A 21,130-nucleotide genomic window follows, 5' to 3' on the forward strand; every position below is an offset into this window, starting at 1 on the left:
GTATAATTCTTATTACTTATAATTATGAATAAGGTGACCCGTTTGTTTGACTTCCCACATTATCAGCTGGAGAAATTCAACTTAGAAACTGCTTTCGCAACCAAACACAATAACAAATGGGAGACCATTTCCTCTCAAAACTACGTCGATCGCGCCAATCAATTAAGTCGAGGGCTTCTTCGACTAGGTGTACACCCTAATGATAAAATTGCCATTATCTCACATAACAATAGTGCTGATTGGAATATCGCTGACATAGGCATATTGCAAACGGGGGCACATAACGTACCCATTTACCCTACCATATCGGCAGAGGATTACTTGTATATATTAAATCACTCGGACGCGAAGTACTGTATAGTGAGTGATATGGAAATTCTCGAGAAGCTGAATTCTATTAAGGATAAGGTCACATCTTTGAAGGAGGTTTATTCCTTTAGAGACTTAGACGGGGTTAAAAGCCTATCGGAGGTATACAATCTTGGTAAGGATCAAAGTAACCAGCAAGAAGTTCAATCCAGAATGGATGCAGTATCCCCTGATGATTTAGCGACCCTTATTTATACCTCAGGAACCACAGGAAAGCCAAAAGCGGTGATGCTATCGCATAATAATATTGTGTCTAATGTATTGGGTAGTGAAGAACGTGTCCCGCTCTCTGAAGGCGATAAAGCCCTGAGTTTCTTACCTATATGTCACATATTCGAGCGTATGGTGGTATACTTATATCAATATTGTGGTATTAGCATCCATTTTGCCGAGTCTATTGACAAGATGAGTGATAACTTAAAAGAAGTAAGACCACATGTGATGACGGTTGTTCCTCGACTTATCGAAAAAGTATTTGATAAAATACACGCTAAAGGAAGTGAGTTAAGTGGTATTAAGAAGAAATTGTTTTTCTGGGCAATAGAATTAGGGGAAGCCTATCAGCCCTATGGAGCCAATGGCTCATGGTATGAATTTAAGTTAAAGATAGCCCGTAAATTAATCTTTAGTAAATGGCAAGAAGGTCTAGGGGGCAACTTAAAAATATTGGTCTCTGGAAGTGCAGCACTTCAACCAAGATTAGCACGAATATTCGGCGCTGCAGACATCCCAGTTATGGAAGGTTATGGACTCACTGAAACTTCTCCCGTAATTGCGGTAAATGATCAAAATAATCGAGGGTGGAAAATCGGAACTGTCGGTCGTATGCTTCCAAATGTCGAAGTAAAAATAGCTGAAGATGGAGAAATTCTTTGCAAAGGACCAAACATAATGTTGGGATATTATAAGGATGAAGAAAAGACAAAGGAAGTTATGGACGGTGATTATTTTCACACTGGAGATATCGGTCAGATTGACCAAGAGGGCTTCTTAAAAATAACGGATCGTAAGAAAGAAATCTTTAAAACCTCAGGAGGAAAGTACGTAGCTCCCCAAATGATAGAAAATCAAATGAAACAATCGCGATTTATTGAACAAATCATGGTTGTAGGAGAAGGTGAAAAAATGCCATGTGCGTTTATCCAACCTAATTTTGAATTTGTCAATAAATGGGCAAAGCGTCAAAAAATCGATATTGCTAATAATAAAGAGCTGGTTAAAAACCCTAAAGTGATCGAGCGCATTGAGAAAGAGGTAGCTAAATACAACAAACAGTTTGGACGTTGGGAACAAGTTAAGAAGTTTGAATTAACCCCTGATGAATGGACAGTTGAAGACGGTCACCTCACTCCTACTTTAAAACTAAAGCGAAGAATTATTAAAGAAAAATATATGGATCTATACAAATCTATGTATAAACCAGAATAGCAACTTAACTCATCAATCTGACGCTCCCAACAGGGAGCGTTTTTTTTAACCATAATTCTATAAACCATTCCCACAAATAATTAATAAAAATTTCATTAATTTACTATGCATGCATAATAAATTATTTGTATATTTGGGTATGACCATATTAGAATAATGAAGGATAAGACTATAGATTTTGTACTAAGAGCTACCTGGCAAGCAGTAGCGAAGATGTATAATGAAGAAGCTGCCAAAGAACAGAGTACTATGGCCATTGGCTTCACCTTGTTGAGTATTGATCCAGAATCAGGATCATCCTCTACAACATTGGGACCGAAAATGGGCATGGAGGGAACAAGCCTCTCAAGAATTTTAAAAAGTATGGAAGAGAAAGGCTTAATTATCAGAAGGCCAAACCCTAATGATGGGCGTGGAGTACTTATATGTCTAACCGAATTTGGAAAACAAAAAAGAGAATTTTCCAAAGAAGTAGTTCTTAAATTTAATGATATAGTTCGCAATCACGTTACCCAAGAGGATTTAAATGGATTCTACAAAGTGGCTGGCGTGATACACGAATTAATAGCAGAAAAGAAAATATATTCCAATTAACTATTTGGAACAGTCCATATTACCACTGATAAATTTTAAAAAACCAAACACAAAATGAAAAGACATATTAAAAAAGTAGCGGTTATCGGCTCAGGGATTATGGGGAGCGGAATTGCTTGTCATTTTGCCAATATTGGTGTGGAAGTTTTATTGTTAGACATTCTGCCAAGAGAACTTACTGACAAGGAGAAGGCCAAAGGCCTTTCGATAGAAGATACCGTTGTTAGAAATCGTGTGGTAAACGAGAACCTACAAGCTGCGTTAAAATCTAACCCCTCTCCTATTTACAATAAAAAGTTTGCCAATAGGATTTCCACTGGAAACCTTGAAGATGATATTTCCAAAATTAAAGATGTAGACTGGATTATAGAAGTGGTCATCGAAAGACTAGATATTAAGAAATCGGTTTTCCAGTCCATAGAAAAACATCGAACTCCAGGGACTTTAATTACTTCCAACACCTCTGGAATTCCAATTCACTTTATGAATGAAGGAAGAAGTGATGATTTTCAAAAACATTTTGCTGTAACCCACTTTTTTAATCCTCCTCGATATTTAAAACTTTTCGAAGTTGTTCCAGGGCCTAATTGTAAAAGTGAGGTAACCTCCTTTTTAATGGAGTACGGCGAGAAATTCCTCGGAAAAACGTCCGTCCTTGCGAAAGACACTCCTGCTTTTATTGGTAACCGTATCGGTATATTTGGAATACAAAGCTTATTCCATCAGGTAAAGGATATGGGACTAAGTGTGGCAGAGGTAGATAAGTTAACAGGTCCCGTAATTGGACGACCAAAATCAGCAACATTTAGAACTGTTGATGTTGTAGGGCTAGATACTCTTATTCACGTTGCCAATGGCTTATATGAAAATTGTCCAGAGGATGAAGCTAGAGAATTGTTTAAACTGCCTAACTTCATTGAAACAATGATGGAGAATAAGTGGTTAGGTAGTAAAAGCGGTCAAGGGTTCTATAAGAAAGTAAAAGATAAAAGTGGAAAGAGTACTATCCTAGAGCTCAATTTAGATACCTTAGATTACCAAGAAAGTAAAAAGGCTCATTTTGATACACTGGAACTCACAAAGTCCGTGGATCGCGTCTCAGATAGATTTCCAATACTGGTGGATGGCAAAGATAAAGCTGGTGAATTTTACCGAAAGAACTTTGCCTCTCTTTTTGCCTATGTGCAAAATAGAATTCCTGAAATTTCAGATGAATTGTATCGTATTGATGATGCGATGAAAGCTGGTTTTGGATGGCAACATGGCCCCTTTGAAATTTGGGATGCCATTGGTGTAGAAAAGGGAATTGAGCTGATGAAAAATGAAAACCTCGAAGTTGCCTCTTGGGTGACCGATATGGTTGCTGCAGGAACAAACTCCTTCTACACCGTTAAAGATGGTGCAACCTATTATTTCGATATTCCTAAAAAGCAATATCTTAAAAAGCCTGGACAGGACGCCTTTGTTATCCTTGATAACATTAGATCCACTAAGGAAGTATGGAAAAACCCAGGTGTTGTGGTTGAGGACTTAGGTGATGGTATTCTCAACGTTGAGTTCATCTCAAAAATGAATACCCTAGGAGGTGAAGTTATTCAAGGATTAAATAAAGCCATCGATATTGCTGAAAAGGATTTCCAAGGATTAGTAGTTGGAAATCAAGGAGCGAATTTCTCGGTGGGTGCTAACATCGGTATGATCTTTATGATGGCAGTTGAACAGGAATATGATGAACTTAATTTTGCCATAAAGACTTTCCAAGATACAATGATGAGAATGCGATACTCTGCTATTCCGACAGTGGCTGCACCACACGGAATGACCTTAGGAGGTGGTTGTGAACTATCCATGCATGCTGATAAGGTAGTAGCCGCGGCTGAAACATATATTGGATTAGTAGAATTTGGTGTAGGAGTTATTCCTGGCGGTGGAGGTTCAAAAGAAATGACCTTGCGGGCTGCTGATTTATTTCGAAAAGATGATGTTGAACTCAACATCCTTCGCGAACATTTCTTAACTATTGGAATGGCTAAGGTATCTACCTCAGCTCATGAAGCCTTTGATTTGAATATTCTTCAAAAAGGAAAAGACATAGTGGTGGTGAACAACGATCGTCTTATCGCCGAGGCTAAAAAGCATGCATTAATTATGGCAGAGGCTGGTTACACCCAACCTGTTAAACGAAAAGATGTTAAAGTATTAGGCAAACAAGCCCTCGGTATGTTCCTTGTTGGGACCGATGCTATGGAAGCGGGAGGATACATCTCAGAACACGATTTGAAAATTGCAAACAAACTTGCCTATGTAATGGCAGGGGGTGACTTATCTGAAGCCACTATGGTATCAGAGCAGTACCTACTCGATTTAGAACGTGAGGCTTTTTTATCCCTATGCACTGAACGAAAAACCTTGGAGAGAATACAACATATGTTGAAAACAGGAAAACCACTTAGAAATTAAATTTTCAAATCAAAAATTTAGAACATGAAAAATACAGCATATATAGTACAAGCCTACAGGACTGCGGTTGGAAAAGCACCCAGAGGCTTACTCCGTTTTAAAAGACCCGATGAATTAGCTGCTGAGACTATCCAATACATGTTGAAGCAGATACCCCAACTCGATATCACGCGAATCGATGATGTGATTGTGGGGAATGCCATGCCTGAGGCCGAACAAGGTTTAAACATGGGACGTTTGATCTCATTGATGGGGTTAGGTATCGAGGAAGTTCCTGGCGTAACAGTTAATAGATATTGTGCCTCTGGCCTAGAAACCATTAGCATAGCAACAGCCAAAATACAATCCGGAATGGCGGAGTGTATTATCGCTGGTGGGGCAGAAAGCATGAGTTATATCCCAATGGGAGGTTATAAACCAGTACCTAATTATCAAGTGGCCAAAGATGGACATGAAGATTACTATTGGGGCATGGGGTTAACTGCAGAAGCAGTAGCTAATGAATATAAGGTATCTCGTGAAGAGCAGGATGAGTTCTCCTATAACTCGCACCAAAAAGCATTAAAAGCAATAAAAGAAAATCGATTTAAAGATCAGATTGTTCCGATTACTATAGAACAGGTCTATGTTGATAAATCTGGTAAGAAGGCAACAAAACAATACACCTTTGATACCGATGAAGGACCAAGAGGGGATACTTCCAAAGAAATATTAGCCAAACTTCGGCCTGTTTTTGCTCAAAATGGAAGCGTGACCGCTGGAAACTCCTCACAAATGAGTGACGGTGCAGCATTTACCCTAGTGATGAGCGAGAAAATGGTTAAAGAGCTCAATATAGAGCCAATCGCAAGATTGGTTTCCTTTGCAGCTGTTGGTGTTCCTCCTAGAATAATGGGAATAGGTCCAATGAGAGCTATCCCGAAGGCACTTGATCAAGCAGGTTTAAAATTAAACGATATCGACTTGGTGGAATTAAACGAAGCTTTTGCTTCTCAATCGGTGGCTGTAATAAGAGAGACCGGTTTAAATCCAGATATTGTAAATGTTAACGGTGGAGCTATAGCTTTAGGTCATCCACTTGGGTGTACTGGGGCGAAACTCTCTGTACAACTATTTGATGAAATGAGAAGACGCAAAAACAAATATGGTATTGTAACCATGTGTGTAGGTACTGGGCAGGGTGCTGCCGGAGTTTATGAGTTTTTAAACTAAAAAAACAAGATGTGATGGAAACCAAACAAGAAACAATAAGAGGTGGTCAATTTTTAGTAAAACAGACCGAAGCATCAAATGTGTTTACTCCAGAAGATTTTACGGAAGAACAACAAATGATGCGCGATGCAGTAAAAGAATTTGTTGATCGCGAAGTATGGCCAAACAAAGATCGATTCGAAAACAAAGACTATGCCTTTACAGAAGAGATCATGGGTAAGGCGGCAGAACTTGGATTATTAGGTACTGCTGTGCCAGAACAATATGGGGGTCTAGGAATGGGATTTGTCACCACTATGTTAGTGTGTGATTATATCTCTGGTGCCACTGGATCACTAGCAACTGCATTCGGGGCCCATACAGGAATCGGAACTATGCCAATTCTGTTATATGGTACTGAAGAGCAAAAACAAAAATATGTTCCAAAACTAGCATCTGGAGAATGGTTTGGAGCATACTGCTTAACAGAACCTGGAGCAGGTTCTGATGCCAATAGTGGTAAAACTAAAGCTGTTTTGTCAGAGGACGGAAAACATTATTTGATCAGTGGGCAGAAGATGTGGATTTCAAATGCAGGATTTGCAAGCTTATTTATCGTTTTCGCTAGAATTGAGGACGATAAGTATATCACTGGGTTTATTGTAGAAAACGATCCTGAAAACGGAATTACATTTGGTGAAGAAGAGAAGAAGTTAGGTATCCACTCCTCTTCTACCCGACAGGTGTTTTTTAATGAAACAAAGGTACCAGTAGAGAACATGTTATCCGAGCGTGGAAATGGGTTTAAGATTGCTATGAATGCGCTAAATGTTGGTAGAATTAAATTGGCTGGTGCCTGTTTAGATGCGCAGCGTCGTGTAATTACCGAGGCTACAAAGTACGCTAATGATCGTATTCAGTTTAAAACTCCAATTAGTCAATTCGGTGCCATTAAAGCAAAAATAGCCCAAATGGCTACTACCGCTTATGTTGATGAATCTGCGGTATATAGAGCTGCCAAAAATATAGAAGATAGAATTGCAATCCGCATAAGTAATGGAGAAAGCCATCAGGATGCTGAATTAAAAGGAGTTGAAGAATTTGCTATCGAATGTTCAATTCTAAAAGTAGCCGCTTCAGAGGACTGTCAAGACTGCACGGATGAAGGAATTCAAATATTTGGAGGAATGGGATTTTCTGCAGACACCCCAATGGAGTCAGCTTGGAGGGATGCTCGTATTTCTAGAATTTACGAAGGAACCAATGAGATTAATAGAATGCTCTCAGTAGGCATGCTTATCAAAAAAGCAATGAAGGGTCATGTGGATCTTTTAGGACCTGCAATGGCCGTAAAAGATGAGCTTATGGGAATCCCAGACTTTAACACTCCAGACTACTCTGAATTATTTGCAGAAGAAAAGCAAATCATCTCAAATCTTAAAAAAGCATTTTTAATGATTGCTGGATCAGCAGTTCAAAAATTTGGACAAGATTTAGAGGAACACCAACAAATTTTAATGGCAGCTTCAGATATCCTTATTCAGATCTATATGGCTGAATCAGCCATTCTAAGGACAGAAAAAAATGCTGATAGATTTGGTGAGGATTCACAAAAACATCAAATAGCAATGGCAAAACTCTATCTCTTTAATGCGGTAGAAAAAGTGAATGCTAAAGGTAAGGAAGCAATCATTTCATTTGCACAATCAGATGAGCAACGAATGATGCTTATGGGACTTAAACGCTATACCAAGTACACCAACTTCCCTAACATTGTTGAGCTAAGAAATGCTGTAGCTGACAAAGTTATCGAGGAAAATGGATATTGCTTTTAGAACGATTTAATAATATATTTCATAGAGGGTGAGAATAGCTGTTGTACACTTTTAGTCGGCAGCTATTTTTTTTGGAATTATCTCAAAATACATTCAATTTCATTTATAATTATTATAGTACAGATCTACAACCTACAGTCAACAAGAAAAGATAGTGGGTGAAAATATAATGAGAGCTCCCATCCCCTTTTTTATAAATCAAGACTTCCATTTTTAATTTCCTTTAAGAGGGACTGATACTCTAATACAATTTCTTCTACGATAGCTGCGGTGGGCTTTATAGAATTTATAAGTCCGCTAATTTGACCTATTTCAAGCTCACCTTCATCAAGATCACCTTCAAACATTCCTTTTTTAGCCCTTGCTCTTCCTAAATGAGCAGCTAAAACTTCTTTCGAAACACCTTGGTGGTATAAGTCTTCTATTTCATAAAAGAATTTGTTTTTCAGCAGTCGTACAGGAGTAAGTTCTTTTAAAGTGAGTTTAGTATCTCCTTCTTTGGAGGCTACGACCTTTTCCTTGAAATTATGATGAGCCGAGGCTTCATCGCTAGCAACAAACCTACTTCCGATCTGTACGCCATCGGCCCCAAGAGTCATTGCGGCTAGCATACCCCTACCCGTTGCAATCCCACCTGCTGCAATTAAAGGACAATTCAGTGCTGAGCGCACCATAGGTATTAAGCTCATCGTAGTGGTCTCCTCCCTCCCATTATGACCACCTGCCTCAAATCCTTCTGCCACGATTGCATCAACTCCAGATTGTTGGGCTTTTAGCGCAAATTTAACGCTGCTCACTACGTGTACAACAGTCACGCCATGCTCTTTTAAAAATGGTGTCCAAGTACTGGGATTACCTGCAGAGGTAAAAACAATTTTGACTCCATGATCAAGGACTATATTTAGAAGTTCTTCAATATTTGGATAAAGCAACGGAATATTAATCCCAAAAGGATTCTTTGTAGCCTGTTTACATTTAATAATATGTTCCTGAAGTACATGTGGATACATAGAACCTGCTCCAATGATTCCTAAAATACCGGAATTCGAAGCAGCAGATGCTAGTCTCCAACCACTAGTCCATACCATACCCGCTTGAACTATCGGATATTTTATATCAAAAAGTTGTGTGATTCTATTGTCCATAGCCCAAAGATAAGAAAGCATTTTGAACCTATGGATATTGCGATAATTTTCAAATAAAAACTGCTAATGTTAGCCAATAACTCCAGATCCTATCAATTCTTCGCCCAAGTAAAAAGCTACGAATTGGCCCTCTGTGATAGCACTTTGTGCCTGATCAAATTCAACATACATTCCTCCATCTACTTGGTAAAGTGTTGCTTTTTGAAGCGGCTGACGGTATCGTATACGTGCCATAACTTCAAGCTTCTGATCTGCAATTAACGCTAAATCTTCACGTACCCAATGTAATTCTTCATTGCTCACAAATAAAGCTTTCCTAAACAAACCTGGATGGTCTTTACCCTGACCAGTATAGATAATATTTTGATCGACATCGGTTTCTATAACAAATAATGGTTCAGGCGTACCACCCACAGCTAGACCTTTACGTTGACCTTTTGTGAAATAATGAGCTCCTTGGTGTTTTCCTACAACCTTTCCTTCAGTAATATTATAAGTAAGACGTTGAGCATTATAGGCTAGCTCGTCAATTTTATTATCAAAACTTCGCAGTTCTTTTTTCTTGAGAACACTACTGGAATCAATCTCGACAATTTGACCCTCTTTAGGTTTTAGTTTTTGTTGTAAAAACTCAGGTAACCGAACTTTACCAATAAAACAAAGGCCTTGTGAATCCTTCTTATCAGCGGTAATTAACTCATTTTCTTGTGCAATTTTTCGAACCTCAGGTTTAATAAGTTCTCCTATTGGAAAAAGTGTTTTACTGAGTTGTTCTTGAGATAATTGACAAAGGAAATAAGATTGATCTTTATTTGGATCTTTTCCAGCCAATAGACGATGAACTTCTTTTCCCTGAACTTCGATTGTTTCTTTTCTACAATAGTGCCCTGTAGCTACATAATCAGCACCTAAACTCAGTGCTATCTTTAAGAATACATCAAATTTGATCTCTCTATTACAAAGTACATCTGGATTTGGTGTACGGCCTCTTTCGTATTCGTTGAACATATAATCAACGATACGTTCCTTGTATTGCTCACTTAAATCTACAGTCTGAAAAGGAATCCCTAACTTTTCTGCTACCATCATGGCATCATTGCTATCTTCTAGCCAGGGACACTCATTTGAAATGGTCACAGAATCGTCATGCCAATTTTTCATAAATAGGCCGATCACCTCATATCCTTGTTGTTTTAAAAGGTATGCAGCTACACTAGAATCCACTCCTCCGGACAAGCCAACGATCACTCTTTTCATCTTCTTTGTTTATTAGGCGCAAAATTACAAAATTCACCTGTAATTTATAGTCGAACCTTCCAATGTTACCTTTCAGAAGATTTAGCTTAAAAGTTTTAAAATCCCTTTTAAAATTCAAAAGACGGAAATTGTACTATTCCCGTCTTTTTGAATTTAAGTTATATGTTTTTTTAGTCCACCTAAAGGTGCAACTAAACTGGCGTATTTATTTTTTCTTTTTCTGTTGCGTTTCCGCCTGCTCCATCATCTCACGCATTTTACGTTGGAAACGATTTTCTTTTTTAGGCTTTTTCTTATTCTCTTGAATCTTATCATGTATCTTATCCTCATCTATGATATAATTCTTAATCACAAGCATTATAACAATTGTAATCAAGTTAGAAATGAAGTAATACAAACTCAATCCACTAGCATAGTTATTAAAGAAAAACAACATCATTATCGGAGAGATGTAAATCATGATTTTCATGATGCTGCTCATATCAGGCATCCCTTCTTGAGTAGGTTGTTGCATAGCCTGCTGTTGACCAGTAGTCATTTTCATGTAAAAGAAAATTGCAACCGAAGCCAAGACAGGAAACAAACTAACGTGGTCTCCATAGAAAGGTATGCTGAACCCATCAGGGAATTTGTAAACAATATCATAAGAAGAAAGATCATCTGCCCATAGAAAGGGTTTATGTCTTAACATAATAGCTGTTGGGAAGAACATGAACAGCGCGTAGAAAACTGGTAGCTGAAGTAAGGCGGGAACACATCCACTCATTGGACTTACTCCTGCTTTACCATAAAGCTTCATAGTCTCCTGCTGACGCTTCATTGCGTTGTCCTTATACTTATCATTAATCTCCTTTATCTCCGGACGCAGCACTTTCATTTTAGCCTGTGACAAATACGATTTGTAGGTCACCGGTGAAAGCACAATTCGAACCAGAATGGTCATCACAATAATGGCTATACCATAAGGAAAAACTGTACTTAAAAATCCAAATAGTGGAGTAAAAACATGTTTGTTAATGAATCCAAAGATTCCCCATCCAAATGGAATAGAATCAGAGAGTTGAAGCCCTTTATAATCGTTAAAAATTCTAGCATCTGTTGGGCCGTAGTACCATTTTAAATTAGAATTCAGCTCTCCTGCTTGTATTTCCAGAGGAAGACTTGAGGTGTAAAGCTTGGTAAACTTCTCTTCAATAGACTCATCTTCAAACAATTGTTCTGAAGTAAAACTAACGTTTGAAAATTCATTAGGATTAATTAAAATGGAACTAAAGAAGTGTTGTCTATAAGAAATCCATTTTACATCCTTAGCTGTGTCATCATCATCTCCTCCTTGAGACAGTTTATTGCTGTTGCCCTCTTCTAAAAAGGACAAACGCGTATAACGATTCTCGTATTGAATACTTTGACTTTGACGGATCGATTTTTGTTTCCAGTTCAGTTGTACTGGTTGTGAACCGTTTAATACATTAGATAGTCCCTGAGAACGGATCGTATAATCCATCATATATTCTCCTGGCTTTAGTTCGTATCGGTACTCCAAATATTGGTTATTGGATGCCTTGAGTTTCATGGAAAGTACTTGAGCCTCTCCATTTTGAGTCAAACTAGGTTCAAAGTATAAATCTTGAGTATTGAGTGTTCTGTTGTTTGTAGTTGAAAAGGTCAAATTAAAAGATGCATTGCCATTCTCTACAAGATACACAGGAACAGAATCATAGCGACTAAAGTTTTTCAAAAGAACTTCAACAATTTGGCCACCTTTATTGCTTACCTTAAAGCGCACCTTTTCATTCTCAAGTGTTGTCAAATTTTCAGTAGCTGAAGGTAGTGATGCGGAATAAGCAAAAGACCCCAAACTACCTTTATATGCAGCAAGAGCAGTAGAATCTTGCAGGTTCACTTGTGGAGTTTGCTCAGTTAATACATTATTTTTACTGGCCTGCTGCTGAGTATCAACTTGTTCTTGTTTAGCTTTTTCAGCTTGAATCTCCTGATCTGTCGGTGCGTTATTATACAACACCCATATAAGTATAGCACCTATAAGCACAAAACCAATAATAGAGTTTAGGTCAAACTTTTTTTCTTCCATGTAATCTAATCATTAAATTTTTTATTTGGAATACTCCGAATCTAGTGTACTCAAAGATGTATCCAAATGCTTGTTGTATGTCAAAGTGACATTTATTTTACTTCCTATTTTTATAATCCAAAGTAGCTTTAACAAAAGCTACAAATAAAGGGTGAGGACTCGCAACTGTACTTTTGTATTCTGGATGGTATTGCACTCCTAAAAACCATGGATGATCAGGTATCTCAATTACCTCAACAAGTCCAGTGTCAGGATTAACACCACTAGCTTTTAAACCAGCAGCCTCAATTTGTTCTTTATAGGTATCGTTGAACTCATAACGGTGTCTATGTCTCTCTGATATTAGCGTTGATCCGTATACTTGGTAGGCTAAAGTTCCCTCTTCTATAGCACAATCCCATGCCCCTAATCTCATCGTCCCTCCCATGTGAGTGATGTTCTTTTGCTCTTCCATAAGATCAATAACAGGATTGGAAGTATTGGGGTTCATTTCGGTAGAATTGGCGTCTTTAAGTTCAAGGACATTTCTAGCAAATTCAATTACCGCCATCTGCATCCCTAAACAAATCCCTAAAAATGGAATTTTATGAGTTCGTACATATTCTATCACTTCTATTTTACCTTCGATACCTCTTTCCCCAAATCCTGGTGCCACAAGTACACCATCTAAATGTGCAATCTTGTTTTCAAGAATATCTTGGGTGATGTGCTCTGAATGTATGTATTCCACCTTGACTTTAACTTCATTTTCTGCTCCAGCATGAATAAAGGACTCAAGAATGGATTTATAACTATCCTGTAGCTCGACGTATTTGCCTACAAGACCAATGTGTACTTCGTGCTTAGGATTTTTGTGACGGCCTAGAAATTGATTCCAACGCTCTAGATCTGGATGTGCTCTTTCTTCTAGGTTCAATTTTTTCAAAACTACCTTATCAAGCCCTTCCTCCAACATATAATTTGGAACGTCGTAAATGGTAGAAGCGTCTATTGACTGGATTACCGCCTCTGGTTTCACATTACAAAACAAGGCTAATTTCTCCCTTAAATCCTCAGAGAGTTCGTGCTCGGTACGGCATACCAAAATATCCGCCTTTATTCCGCTCTCCATTAATGTTTTAACGGAGTGTTGCGTAGGTTTAGTTTTTAGTTCACCTGCAGCAGATAGATACGGCACCAAAGTAAGGTGAATTACGATGCTATTATTATCACCTAGCTCCCACATCAATTGTCTTACTGACTCTATATATGGCAAGGATTCAATATCACCTACTGTTCCACCTATTTCTGTAATAACGATATCGTATTCTCCACTCTTTCCTAAAATCTGAATGCGCTCCTTGATTTCGTTTGTAATATGTGGAACGACCTGAACTGTTTTCCCCAAAAATTCTCCTCTACGCTCTTTCTCTATGACACTTTGGTAGATACGCCCAGTGGTCACATTATTAGCCTGTGAGGTGTTTACATTTAAAAAGCGCTCATAATGGCCAAGATCTAAATCCGTTTCAGCTCCATCGTCCGTTACATAGCATTCTCCATGTTCATATGGATTCAAAGTTCCTGGGTCTACATTAATGTATGGATCAAGTTTTTGAATCGTTGCTTTGTAGCCTCGGGCTTGTAATAATTTTGCCAACGATGCTGCAATAATTCCTTTACCTAATGAAGAAGTAACTCCACCGGTCACAAAAATGTATTTGGTAGCTGCCATTATATCTACTTAATTGATTTTAAATGCTTTAATAAGGATAACCGAAATAGTCGCGGCAAAAATACAAATAAGAATTAAATAAACACTTTTAAAGGGATTTGATTTTATCCTAAAGTCAGCGCATTTGGTTTTTAATATTTCTAATGAGGTCCTCAAGGCCATTTACTTTAATTTCGTACATGGCCTCAAGTTGTTGTCCTAATTTTCCCTTTGGGAATCCTTTTTGTTTAAACCACACATAGTAATATTCGGGAATATCCACTAAATGATAATCTTTATACTTTCCAAAAGGCATTTTAGCCTTTGCAAGTTGGATCAAAAATGTTCTATTTTCAAGGGTATTCATCCTAGTCCATGGAATTTAGAATCGCCAAAACATCCTCCTTTGTAGTATCTGGGTTTATAAAACAAAATCTAGCTATAGTTTCAAAGTCATCAGCAGTCCTCCATTTGGTAGGGGTTACCAGCGCAAATCCTTCTCGGTGATTTTTATAGGTCCAGTTACGGTAGTCATCAGGAGTCCATCCCTTTCTTCTAAAGAGCACACAAGATAAACTAGGTTCTCTTACTAACTCTACGTTTGGATTCTCTTTTATGAGTTCCCCTGCAAGTTGTGCTAAACTTATACCCTGCTCCACTGATGATTTATACTTATCAGTACCGTGCATCGCTAAAGAAAACCAAAGAGGTAATCCTCGAACTCTACGTGTTAACTGAATTTGATAATCAGAAGGGTTAAAGCCATGTGCTCCAGGGTCCTTAAATATCTCTAAATAAGAACCTTCTTGAGAATGGGCTTCTTTTGCCAGTTCTGGGTTCTTATAGATAATCGCTCCACAATCATAAGGTGAAAATAACCATTTATGAGGATCAATAGTGATACTATCAGCTCTTTCAATTCCATGGAACAAATGTCGAACAGAATCAGCAGCCAATGCTCCTCCTCCATAAGCGGCATCCACATGAAACCAAAGATTCTCAGCCTCACAAATACCTGCAACACCATCTAAATCGTCAATGATCCCTGCGTTGGTGGTTCCTCCCGTTGCAACAACTGCAAATAGTCGTTTGCGTTGTTCAGGGCTAAGGCTATCGATTTTTTCTTTTAAGTCCTCTTGACTCATTCTGTCTTCTGTCTCTACCAACAGTACATCAGCATCAATGACCTTAGCCATAGATTTTATAGATGAATGGGCTCCGACAGAGGTAATCATCAATCCTTTTTGACCAATATTCTCTGGGTTTTTTCGCCAATTTTCACGTGCAGTAACCATAGCTGACAAATTCGCTGCGGTACCTCCACTTGTAAAAACGCCAAAAGCACCTTGAGGAAGTCCGGTTAAAGACACCAACCATTTCATAGCCTCCATCTCACAAAATATGCCTCCTGCACCTTCCATCCAATACGCCCCATGAATACTCGATGCAGAGGTCACTAAATCAAACATGATTGAAGCTCTAGTGGGTGAAGCAGGAACAAATGCCAAATGTCTTGGATGATCGATAGGGACAGTAGCCTTAATCAAAACATCTTTAAACAATTGAAAAGCCCGCTCCCCGCCTATTCCTTCTTCGGTGATGGTCTCACCTACCAAGGCTCTTAATTCTTCTTCTGATTTAGGATGTCCCAGCTCTGGAGATACTGAGGTAATTCTATTTAAAACGTATTTCATGACATCAAGAGTCATTTCTACGCTTTCCATGTCAATATCGTACATAAACACTATTTTGAGCAAAGGTAGCCTTTTGAACTGTTTTTCCATTAAAATTACCTCCATGGTTCCAAGAAAAAAATCTAGAAAGCAAAACAGAGAACACTTACCACCTGAGTTTGAGTCACTAAGAAAAGTACCTTAATTCGAATGGCAATAATATGGAAAGTAAATTACAGAGTTTGTATATTTAAATTCGGATCAGGACAAACTCAGCGCGCAATGGATCTAGCTCTTCCAATAGAAGTTTAATAAATAGCGGTCCATACTGCACGTATAAATTTGAAAAATTATCAGTTCGTTCTTGTAAGCTACCGTTGGGAAACAGCTCATTTTGAAGTGCAGTTAATCTTAGTACCTGGTCTGATAGTTTTTTCTTTTGGGCTTTTAACAAGCGTTTTTCCAAACGGTCAAGTCCTCTAAGTTGTTTAATTTCTTGGGCTTTCACTGCACCTAAAAACGTCTTATCAGTTTGTTCGGCGATTTTGTACATTTCCTGGAATTGCTCCGTTAGATGTTTTTTTTGTTTACTGAAATCAATATCAATATTGCTAATTTCTCTTATTTTACTATTTATAAAGGAATTCTTATCTAAAAAAAGCTGCTTGTCACTGATGTTCAATTTCTCGAGCTTATTGGACTGTTTCTCAGAAATAATTAATGCAGAATTTCTAAGAAGCAACATTGGAAATGGCACCTTTTGAGAGTCAAAAAATCCTTTGAGTTCCAACCAATAGGCAATTTCTCCTCCACCTCCGATATAACAAAGGTTAGGCAAAATCACTTCCTGATACAATGGCCTAGTCATAACATTGGGTGAGAATCGTTCAGGGTAATTAGTAAGGTGCTCTTCCAATTCTTGATGGCTCCAAATGATATCAGTATTGTTGACTCCAAAACCATTTTCTGTTTCTATAATGCGCTCCCTCTTGCCTGTTTGTAGATAAAACAGGTTTATCGCTCTTGGATTCACTTGTATCTTATATGAAGAATCTACATTGTTTAATTCTGAGATAGTTTCTTCGACAGTGTTTTGTGATGTAGACTCAAATAGCTCTTGTCTCATATGTGGAATAAAAAGACGCTTTAACGCCTTATCCGATGCATCCAAAATAACCAGCCCTTGCTCAGAAAATAATTGGTTAACGATATAGCGAGTAGCATCCGCTAAATTGTCATGCTCGATATATGCATTATGAAATAAATCCACCAGCGCTTGTGCTTGTATTCCCTTTCCGAGCTCTGATGAGAATAGCTCCAACACGCAATCTAATCCTTCAGTGGGATATGCCCCCACCATACCGCCTTGCTGATTTGTACCCGGGCCCTGCCATTGAAATTTCTTACCATTGAAATTAAAAAAGTTAATTTCTTCAAAATCGTGATCCTCACTCGCCATCCAGTACACAGGAACAAAACAGTTGTTAGGATGTTGCTGTTGTAACTCTTTACAAAGATTTATGGTACTTACAATTTTGTAAAGAAAATAAAGCGGGCCTGTGAATAAATTTAATTGATGCCCAGTAACTACTGTAAAAGTATCTTCATCCTCTAAAGCCGTGATATTCGCAATAGTGGCACTTGATGTTTGAAAGCCTTGATATTGCCTCTGTAAGACACTGCTTAACACCTTTCTATTTTCCTGGGTAAACGACTCTTTCTTTTCCTTTAGTTGATCTGCAAAATTTTCAAGATGTGGAAATCGATTATAAAAAGGTTTTAACTCCTGTTTCTGATCAAGGTAGTCACATATAAGCTTTGAAAAATAATTTGTTTGTGGAAAAGATAAATAGGATGTTGGCATAGTATGTTTTAAAATATCTCGCTTTGCTAATGCACAGAGTTCTTAAATTTTATAGTTTTAAGTCGTTTACTAAAATGAGAACTTACCCCAGGCTTAATTTAATTTGAATTTTAGTTCCCAAAATTTAACATTATGTCTCAAAAGTAAACAAATTTCAATTCTAGAATTAACTCTAGAAAAATATTAAAGATAAGTATCCTTAAATTTTTTCTCTATTATCGCATAAAATTATAGGAAAAGTTTAACTTCATTACTTGATATTCTAAACTAAGTTAGATGAAAGCGGCATTGTTTACCATTATTATTTCCCTATTATCCTTTATGGGAATGGCTCAAGGATTCAAGGCACACAGTACCCCTCAAGGTATTCTAATAACCGAATCCAATCAAAAAGTGATGTTTTTTCAAAAACAAACCAAATCATTGGACCATCAGTACCCCCGTGCCAATTACATCCATCCTTTATTTGATTTACAAGGTAAGGTACTAACTGAGGATTTCCCCGAAGACCATAGGCACCATCGAGGGATATTTTGGGCATGGCACCAAGTGCTAGTTCAAGGCAAACCAATGGGTGATTCTTGGGAGTGCAAAGATTTCTTTTGGGATGTAAAAAAAGTAACCTCAGAAAATATAGGAGAAAACCTACAACTTCAAATTAAAACACAGTGGAAATCTCCTAATTACAGTAAGGATGGACAACAGCTCCCTTTTATAGAAGAACACACTAAAATCACTTTATATCAAAGAACAAAAAACCATAGGATATTGGATTTCGAAATATCATTAACAGCCCTTGTTCAGGATGTACAAATTGGAGGATCAAACGACGTTAAAGGTTACGGAGGATTCTCCACCAGATTTAAACTTCCTTCTGATATTAAATTTACCTCCTTAGGTGAATCTATCCCCCCTAGAAACGAAGCAGTTCAAGCTGGTCGTGGAATGCAAATGGATGGGAAGATTAATTCTGATCAAAAATTAGGGGTTCTAGTAGTAGCTAGTAAATCAAACCCCGAGCCCAACAACTCATGGATACTGCGCTCAGAAAACAGTATGCAGAACCCTGTTTACCCAGGAGCTGAGTTAGTTTCCGTATCAAGTGATACTCCAACAATTCTTAAGTACCGTATCGTGGTTTATAATAATAAACCTAGTGAACAGGAACTTGATTTGTGGCAGGAATTTTAAATTCTTTTTTGGATTCATCTCCAGTTAAACTGAATATCCTTTTTTATATCTGGGTGCAAGCTATAGTATACTGGACAGGTCAAAGCCGCGTTTTCCAATATTTTTCTGTGTTTTTGCTCTGCAACACTGGGAAAATCAAAAATCACTTTAATTTCTGATATCCTCCTCGGGTTGGTATCCATCACCTTAGTTACAGTGGCGGTTGTATCGGTAAGGTCAATATCTAGATCGTTTGCCTTAATACCCATAATGGTCATCATACAGCTAGCTAGAGCCGTCGCAACAGTATCTGTTGGAGAAAAGGCTTCCCCTTTACCATTGTTATCAACTGGTGCATCAGTAATAAAAGAATTGCTACTTTTTATGTGAACACATTTAGTTCTTAGCGCTCCCAAGTAGGTCACTATCGAGGTCGACATTTTTTTCTGCATCTTTAATTTCTAAATTTTCGTATTTGACAATATATACCGCTTGGTTAATATACCCACCTGAGGGCACCTGTACATAATCAAATTTATTTTCTAAGTATTCTGTTTCACTTACCCTAGAGGCCACCAAACTGAGGTCCTTATTATAGGAAAGTCTAAGAATAACATCCATTGTTAAGTCAAACCCTCTTGTAGCGTATCGATTTGGAGTAATTCCATATTTCTTTTCATAAGCCAAACTAAACTCTCCTTCAAAATTGGACATCTTATCCATGGAAGGGAAATGAAATTGAAGGTTTGATAAGTGCATGTTGGATATATTGCCACTATCGTAAGCACTCCCTCTAAAGGTTGTTAACAATACAATATCATGTTCCTGATTCTTTGCTGAATTCACTACTCCTGTAATATTGGTCAGTAATGGAATGCTGTTAGTTTCAACGATCACCCAATTTTGTTTATCTGCAGAAAGAAAAGGATTTATCTCATCCAAACGAATAAATTTATCTTCTATTGGATTTATAATTTTTGCTCCAGGAAAAATAGTTTGAAGTTTTGCTTTAATAGCAGCACTTTTTAAATCCGCAATTATTATAACGTTCTTATCAACTCCATAGTCTCTAAGAAATGTATACATACGTTCTCTGAGCAAGTTGTCTGCTGGCAGTGTTTGAAATACATTCGGACCTAGGTTGATTCCCTTATTCGAAAAAGGAGAGAATATCGGCGTTTGAGATGCTCCTAAATAGGTAGTTAATCTATTAAACCCAACAGGTAGTATTGGCCCGATTACAGCATCGGATCCTAATAAATCTCCGCTGGTTGCGATTTGATTTACTCTACCCGCGTCCGCCTGGCTGTCGATTACATTGACATCCACAGTTAAACCAAGTTGTTTTGCAGAATCTATCGCCATGAGGGCTCCAGTATAGAAGTCAAGAGCTATTCCCATTAAACGGTCTTTAGTTATTTTTTCCTTGCTATTCTTGAGCTCGTCAAAATCTAGATCATTAAGTTTAAAAGGTAGAACCAACGATAAGCGAGTCGTTTGGTTGTAATTCAAGCTATCTAATAAGGAAAAACGCTCCACTAATTGACCATCACTTATAGCCATATCACCCGTTTTTTCCTTTGGCAATTTTAAAACCATTCCAACTTTTAGCCCCCCTTCTCTAACTTCAGGATTAAGGCTCTCAATCTCCTGCTGCGTAACACCTAGTTTCACCTTTAGCCTATAGAATCCTTCTTTGGGTAAAACAGTATAGTAATTGTACTGTTCAATCTGAACAGGTGTCTTTTCATTTCCTGCAACAAATGGAACCCAAAGCGTATCTCCTGGATTTAAAACATCTTGCATTCCAGGGTTTAGAACCTTTAAAGAATCTACTGTAATTCCATGCTCGTATGCAATTCTCCAAGGCCCTTCTTTAGGAGAAACTACATAAGGAAGTAAATCTGATCTGTCAAAACCTCCTTCTGTAATTCCGGTGGAAGCATATACAGGTATTCTAATCTTTTGATTTCTGTCTAATTGCTGGCTGTATAATTCTTTATTGTATCGTTTAATATCATCGATACTGACATTGTATTGTTTAGAAATCCCATAAAGGGTTTCTTTGCGATTTACTTTATGTGTTATAAAGCGTGTCACTTCTCCTGGTTGCCCAGTTTGGGGTTGTTCACCAGTTGTTTGCTGCTCTGCTAATGGGACAATAAGAATAGTGTTTGCCTTCACCCCGTCTTTTACCTCTGGATTTAAACTTAAAATAGAATACGGAGTTACTCTATAATGTTTGGCAATACTCTCTAAAGTCTCACCTTGTTTAACTGCGTGTGTTTCATACTTTTGCGCATGTAGGCTCACACAACTAAAGAACAATATGACAAAGACTATTTTATTGATATTCATA

The 21,130-nt window shown here is 37.8% G+C and carries 15 protein-coding genes; 6 read left to right on the top strand and 9 right to left on the bottom strand.

Annotated features, from left to right (window positions below):
- The first annotated feature begins 24 nt into the window (after positions 1-24).
- The 5 genes from I215_RS07600 (at position 25) to I215_RS07620 (ending at position 7,877) form a co-directional block, all read left to right on the top strand.
- Positions 25-1,797 (top strand): AMP-dependent synthetase/ligase, encoded by a 1,773-nt coding sequence (locus I215_RS07600; RefSeq protein WP_008991378.1) that lies wholly within the window; start codon positions 25-27, stop codon positions 1,795-1,797.
- 156 nt (positions 1,798-1,953) lie between these two features.
- Positions 1,954-2,391 (top strand): MarR family winged helix-turn-helix transcriptional regulator, encoded by a 438-nt coding sequence (locus I215_RS07605; RefSeq protein WP_008991379.1) that lies wholly within the window; start codon positions 1,954-1,956, stop codon positions 2,389-2,391.
- Between the two features lie 54 nt (positions 2,392-2,445).
- Positions 2,446-4,851 (top strand): 3-hydroxyacyl-CoA dehydrogenase/enoyl-CoA hydratase family protein, encoded by a 2,406-nt coding sequence (locus tag I215_RS07610; protein ID WP_008991380.1) that lies wholly within the window; start codon positions 2,446-2,448, stop codon positions 4,849-4,851.
- A 24-nt stretch (positions 4,852-4,875) separates the two neighbouring features.
- On the top strand, positions 4,876-6,063 hold the full coding sequence (locus I215_RS07615) for an acetyl-CoA C-acyltransferase (RefSeq protein WP_008991381.1): 1,188 nt from the start codon (positions 4,876-4,878) through the stop codon (positions 6,061-6,063).
- A 14-nt stretch (positions 6,064-6,077) separates the two neighbouring features.
- Entirely contained in the window at positions 6,078-7,877 is a 1,800-nt protein-coding gene (locus tag I215_RS07620) for an acyl-CoA dehydrogenase family protein (protein ID WP_008991382.1), read from the top strand.
- Between the two features lie 191 nt (positions 7,878-8,068).
- Here I215_RS07620 and I215_RS07625 read toward each other — a convergent pair whose 3' ends face one another.
- The 7 genes from I215_RS07625 to bshC all read right to left on the bottom strand — a co-directional run bounded on the left by I215_RS07625 (position 8,069) and on the right by bshC (position 17,601).
- The gene (locus I215_RS07625) at positions 8,069-9,022 is read right to left on the bottom strand and encodes an NAD(P)H-dependent flavin oxidoreductase (protein ID WP_040460024.1); all 954 of its coding nucleotides are present in this window, start codon (positions 9,020-9,022) and stop codon (positions 8,069-8,071) included.
- Between the two features lie 69 nt (positions 9,023-9,091).
- Positions 9,092-10,279: a tRNA 2-thiouridine(34) synthase MnmA gene (gene mnmA, locus I215_RS07630; RefSeq protein ID WP_008991384.1), complete on the bottom strand. Its 1,188-nt coding sequence runs from the start codon at positions 10,277-10,279 to the stop codon at positions 9,092-9,094.
- A 205-nt stretch (positions 10,280-10,484) separates the two neighbouring features.
- Positions 10,485-12,371, bottom strand: a complete 1,887-nt coding sequence (gene yidC, locus I215_RS07635) for a membrane protein insertase YidC (protein WP_008991385.1) — start codon at positions 12,369-12,371, stop codon at positions 10,485-10,487.
- Between the two features lie 97 nt (positions 12,372-12,468).
- Positions 12,469-14,085 carry a CTP synthase gene (locus I215_RS07640; protein WP_008991386.1) on the bottom strand — a complete coding sequence of 539 codons (1,617 nt, stop codon included), beginning with the start codon at positions 14,083-14,085 and terminating at the stop codon, positions 12,469-12,471.
- A 115-nt stretch (positions 14,086-14,200) separates the two neighbouring features.
- Positions 14,201-14,431, bottom strand: a complete 231-nt coding sequence (locus tag I215_RS07645) for a DUF3820 family protein (RefSeq protein WP_008991387.1) — start codon at positions 14,429-14,431, stop codon at positions 14,201-14,203.
- 1 nt (position 14,432) lies between these two features.
- On the bottom strand, positions 14,433-15,803 hold the full coding sequence (locus tag I215_RS07650) for a pyridoxal phosphate-dependent decarboxylase family protein (protein WP_040460026.1): 1,371 nt from the start codon (positions 15,801-15,803) through the stop codon (positions 14,433-14,435).
- A 184-nt stretch (positions 15,804-15,987) separates the two neighbouring features.
- Entirely contained in the window at positions 15,988-17,601 is a 1,614-nt protein-coding gene (gene bshC / locus I215_RS07655) for a bacillithiol biosynthesis cysteine-adding enzyme BshC (protein WP_008991389.1), read from the bottom strand.
- 276 nt (positions 17,602-17,877) lie between these two features.
- Here bshC and I215_RS07660 point away from each other — a divergent pair, with 276 nt between their 5' ends.
- The gene (locus I215_RS07660) at positions 17,878-18,792 is read left to right on the top strand and encodes a DUF6807 family protein (protein ID WP_008991390.1); all 915 of its coding nucleotides are present in this window, start codon (positions 17,878-17,880) and stop codon (positions 18,790-18,792) included.
- A gap of 14 nt (positions 18,793-18,806) precedes the next feature.
- Here the strand turns inward: I215_RS07660 and I215_RS07665 are convergent, their stop codons facing one another.
- Entirely contained in the window at positions 18,807-19,211 is a 405-nt protein-coding gene (locus tag I215_RS07665; protein WP_040460005.1) for an OsmC family protein, read from the bottom strand.
- The gene (locus I215_RS07670) at positions 19,168-21,129 is read right to left on the bottom strand and encodes an amino acid ABC transporter substrate-binding protein (protein WP_008991392.1); all 1,962 of its coding nucleotides are present in this window, start codon (positions 21,127-21,129) and stop codon (positions 19,168-19,170) included. The genes I215_RS07665 and I215_RS07670 overlap by 44 nt, the downstream gene beginning before the upstream one ends.
- Position 21,130 lies beyond the last annotated feature (1 nt).

This window comes from Galbibacter marinus (assembly GCF_000300875.1).
Classification (GTDB): Bacteria; Bacteroidota; Bacteroidia; order Flavobacteriales; family Flavobacteriaceae; genus Galbibacter; species Galbibacter marinus.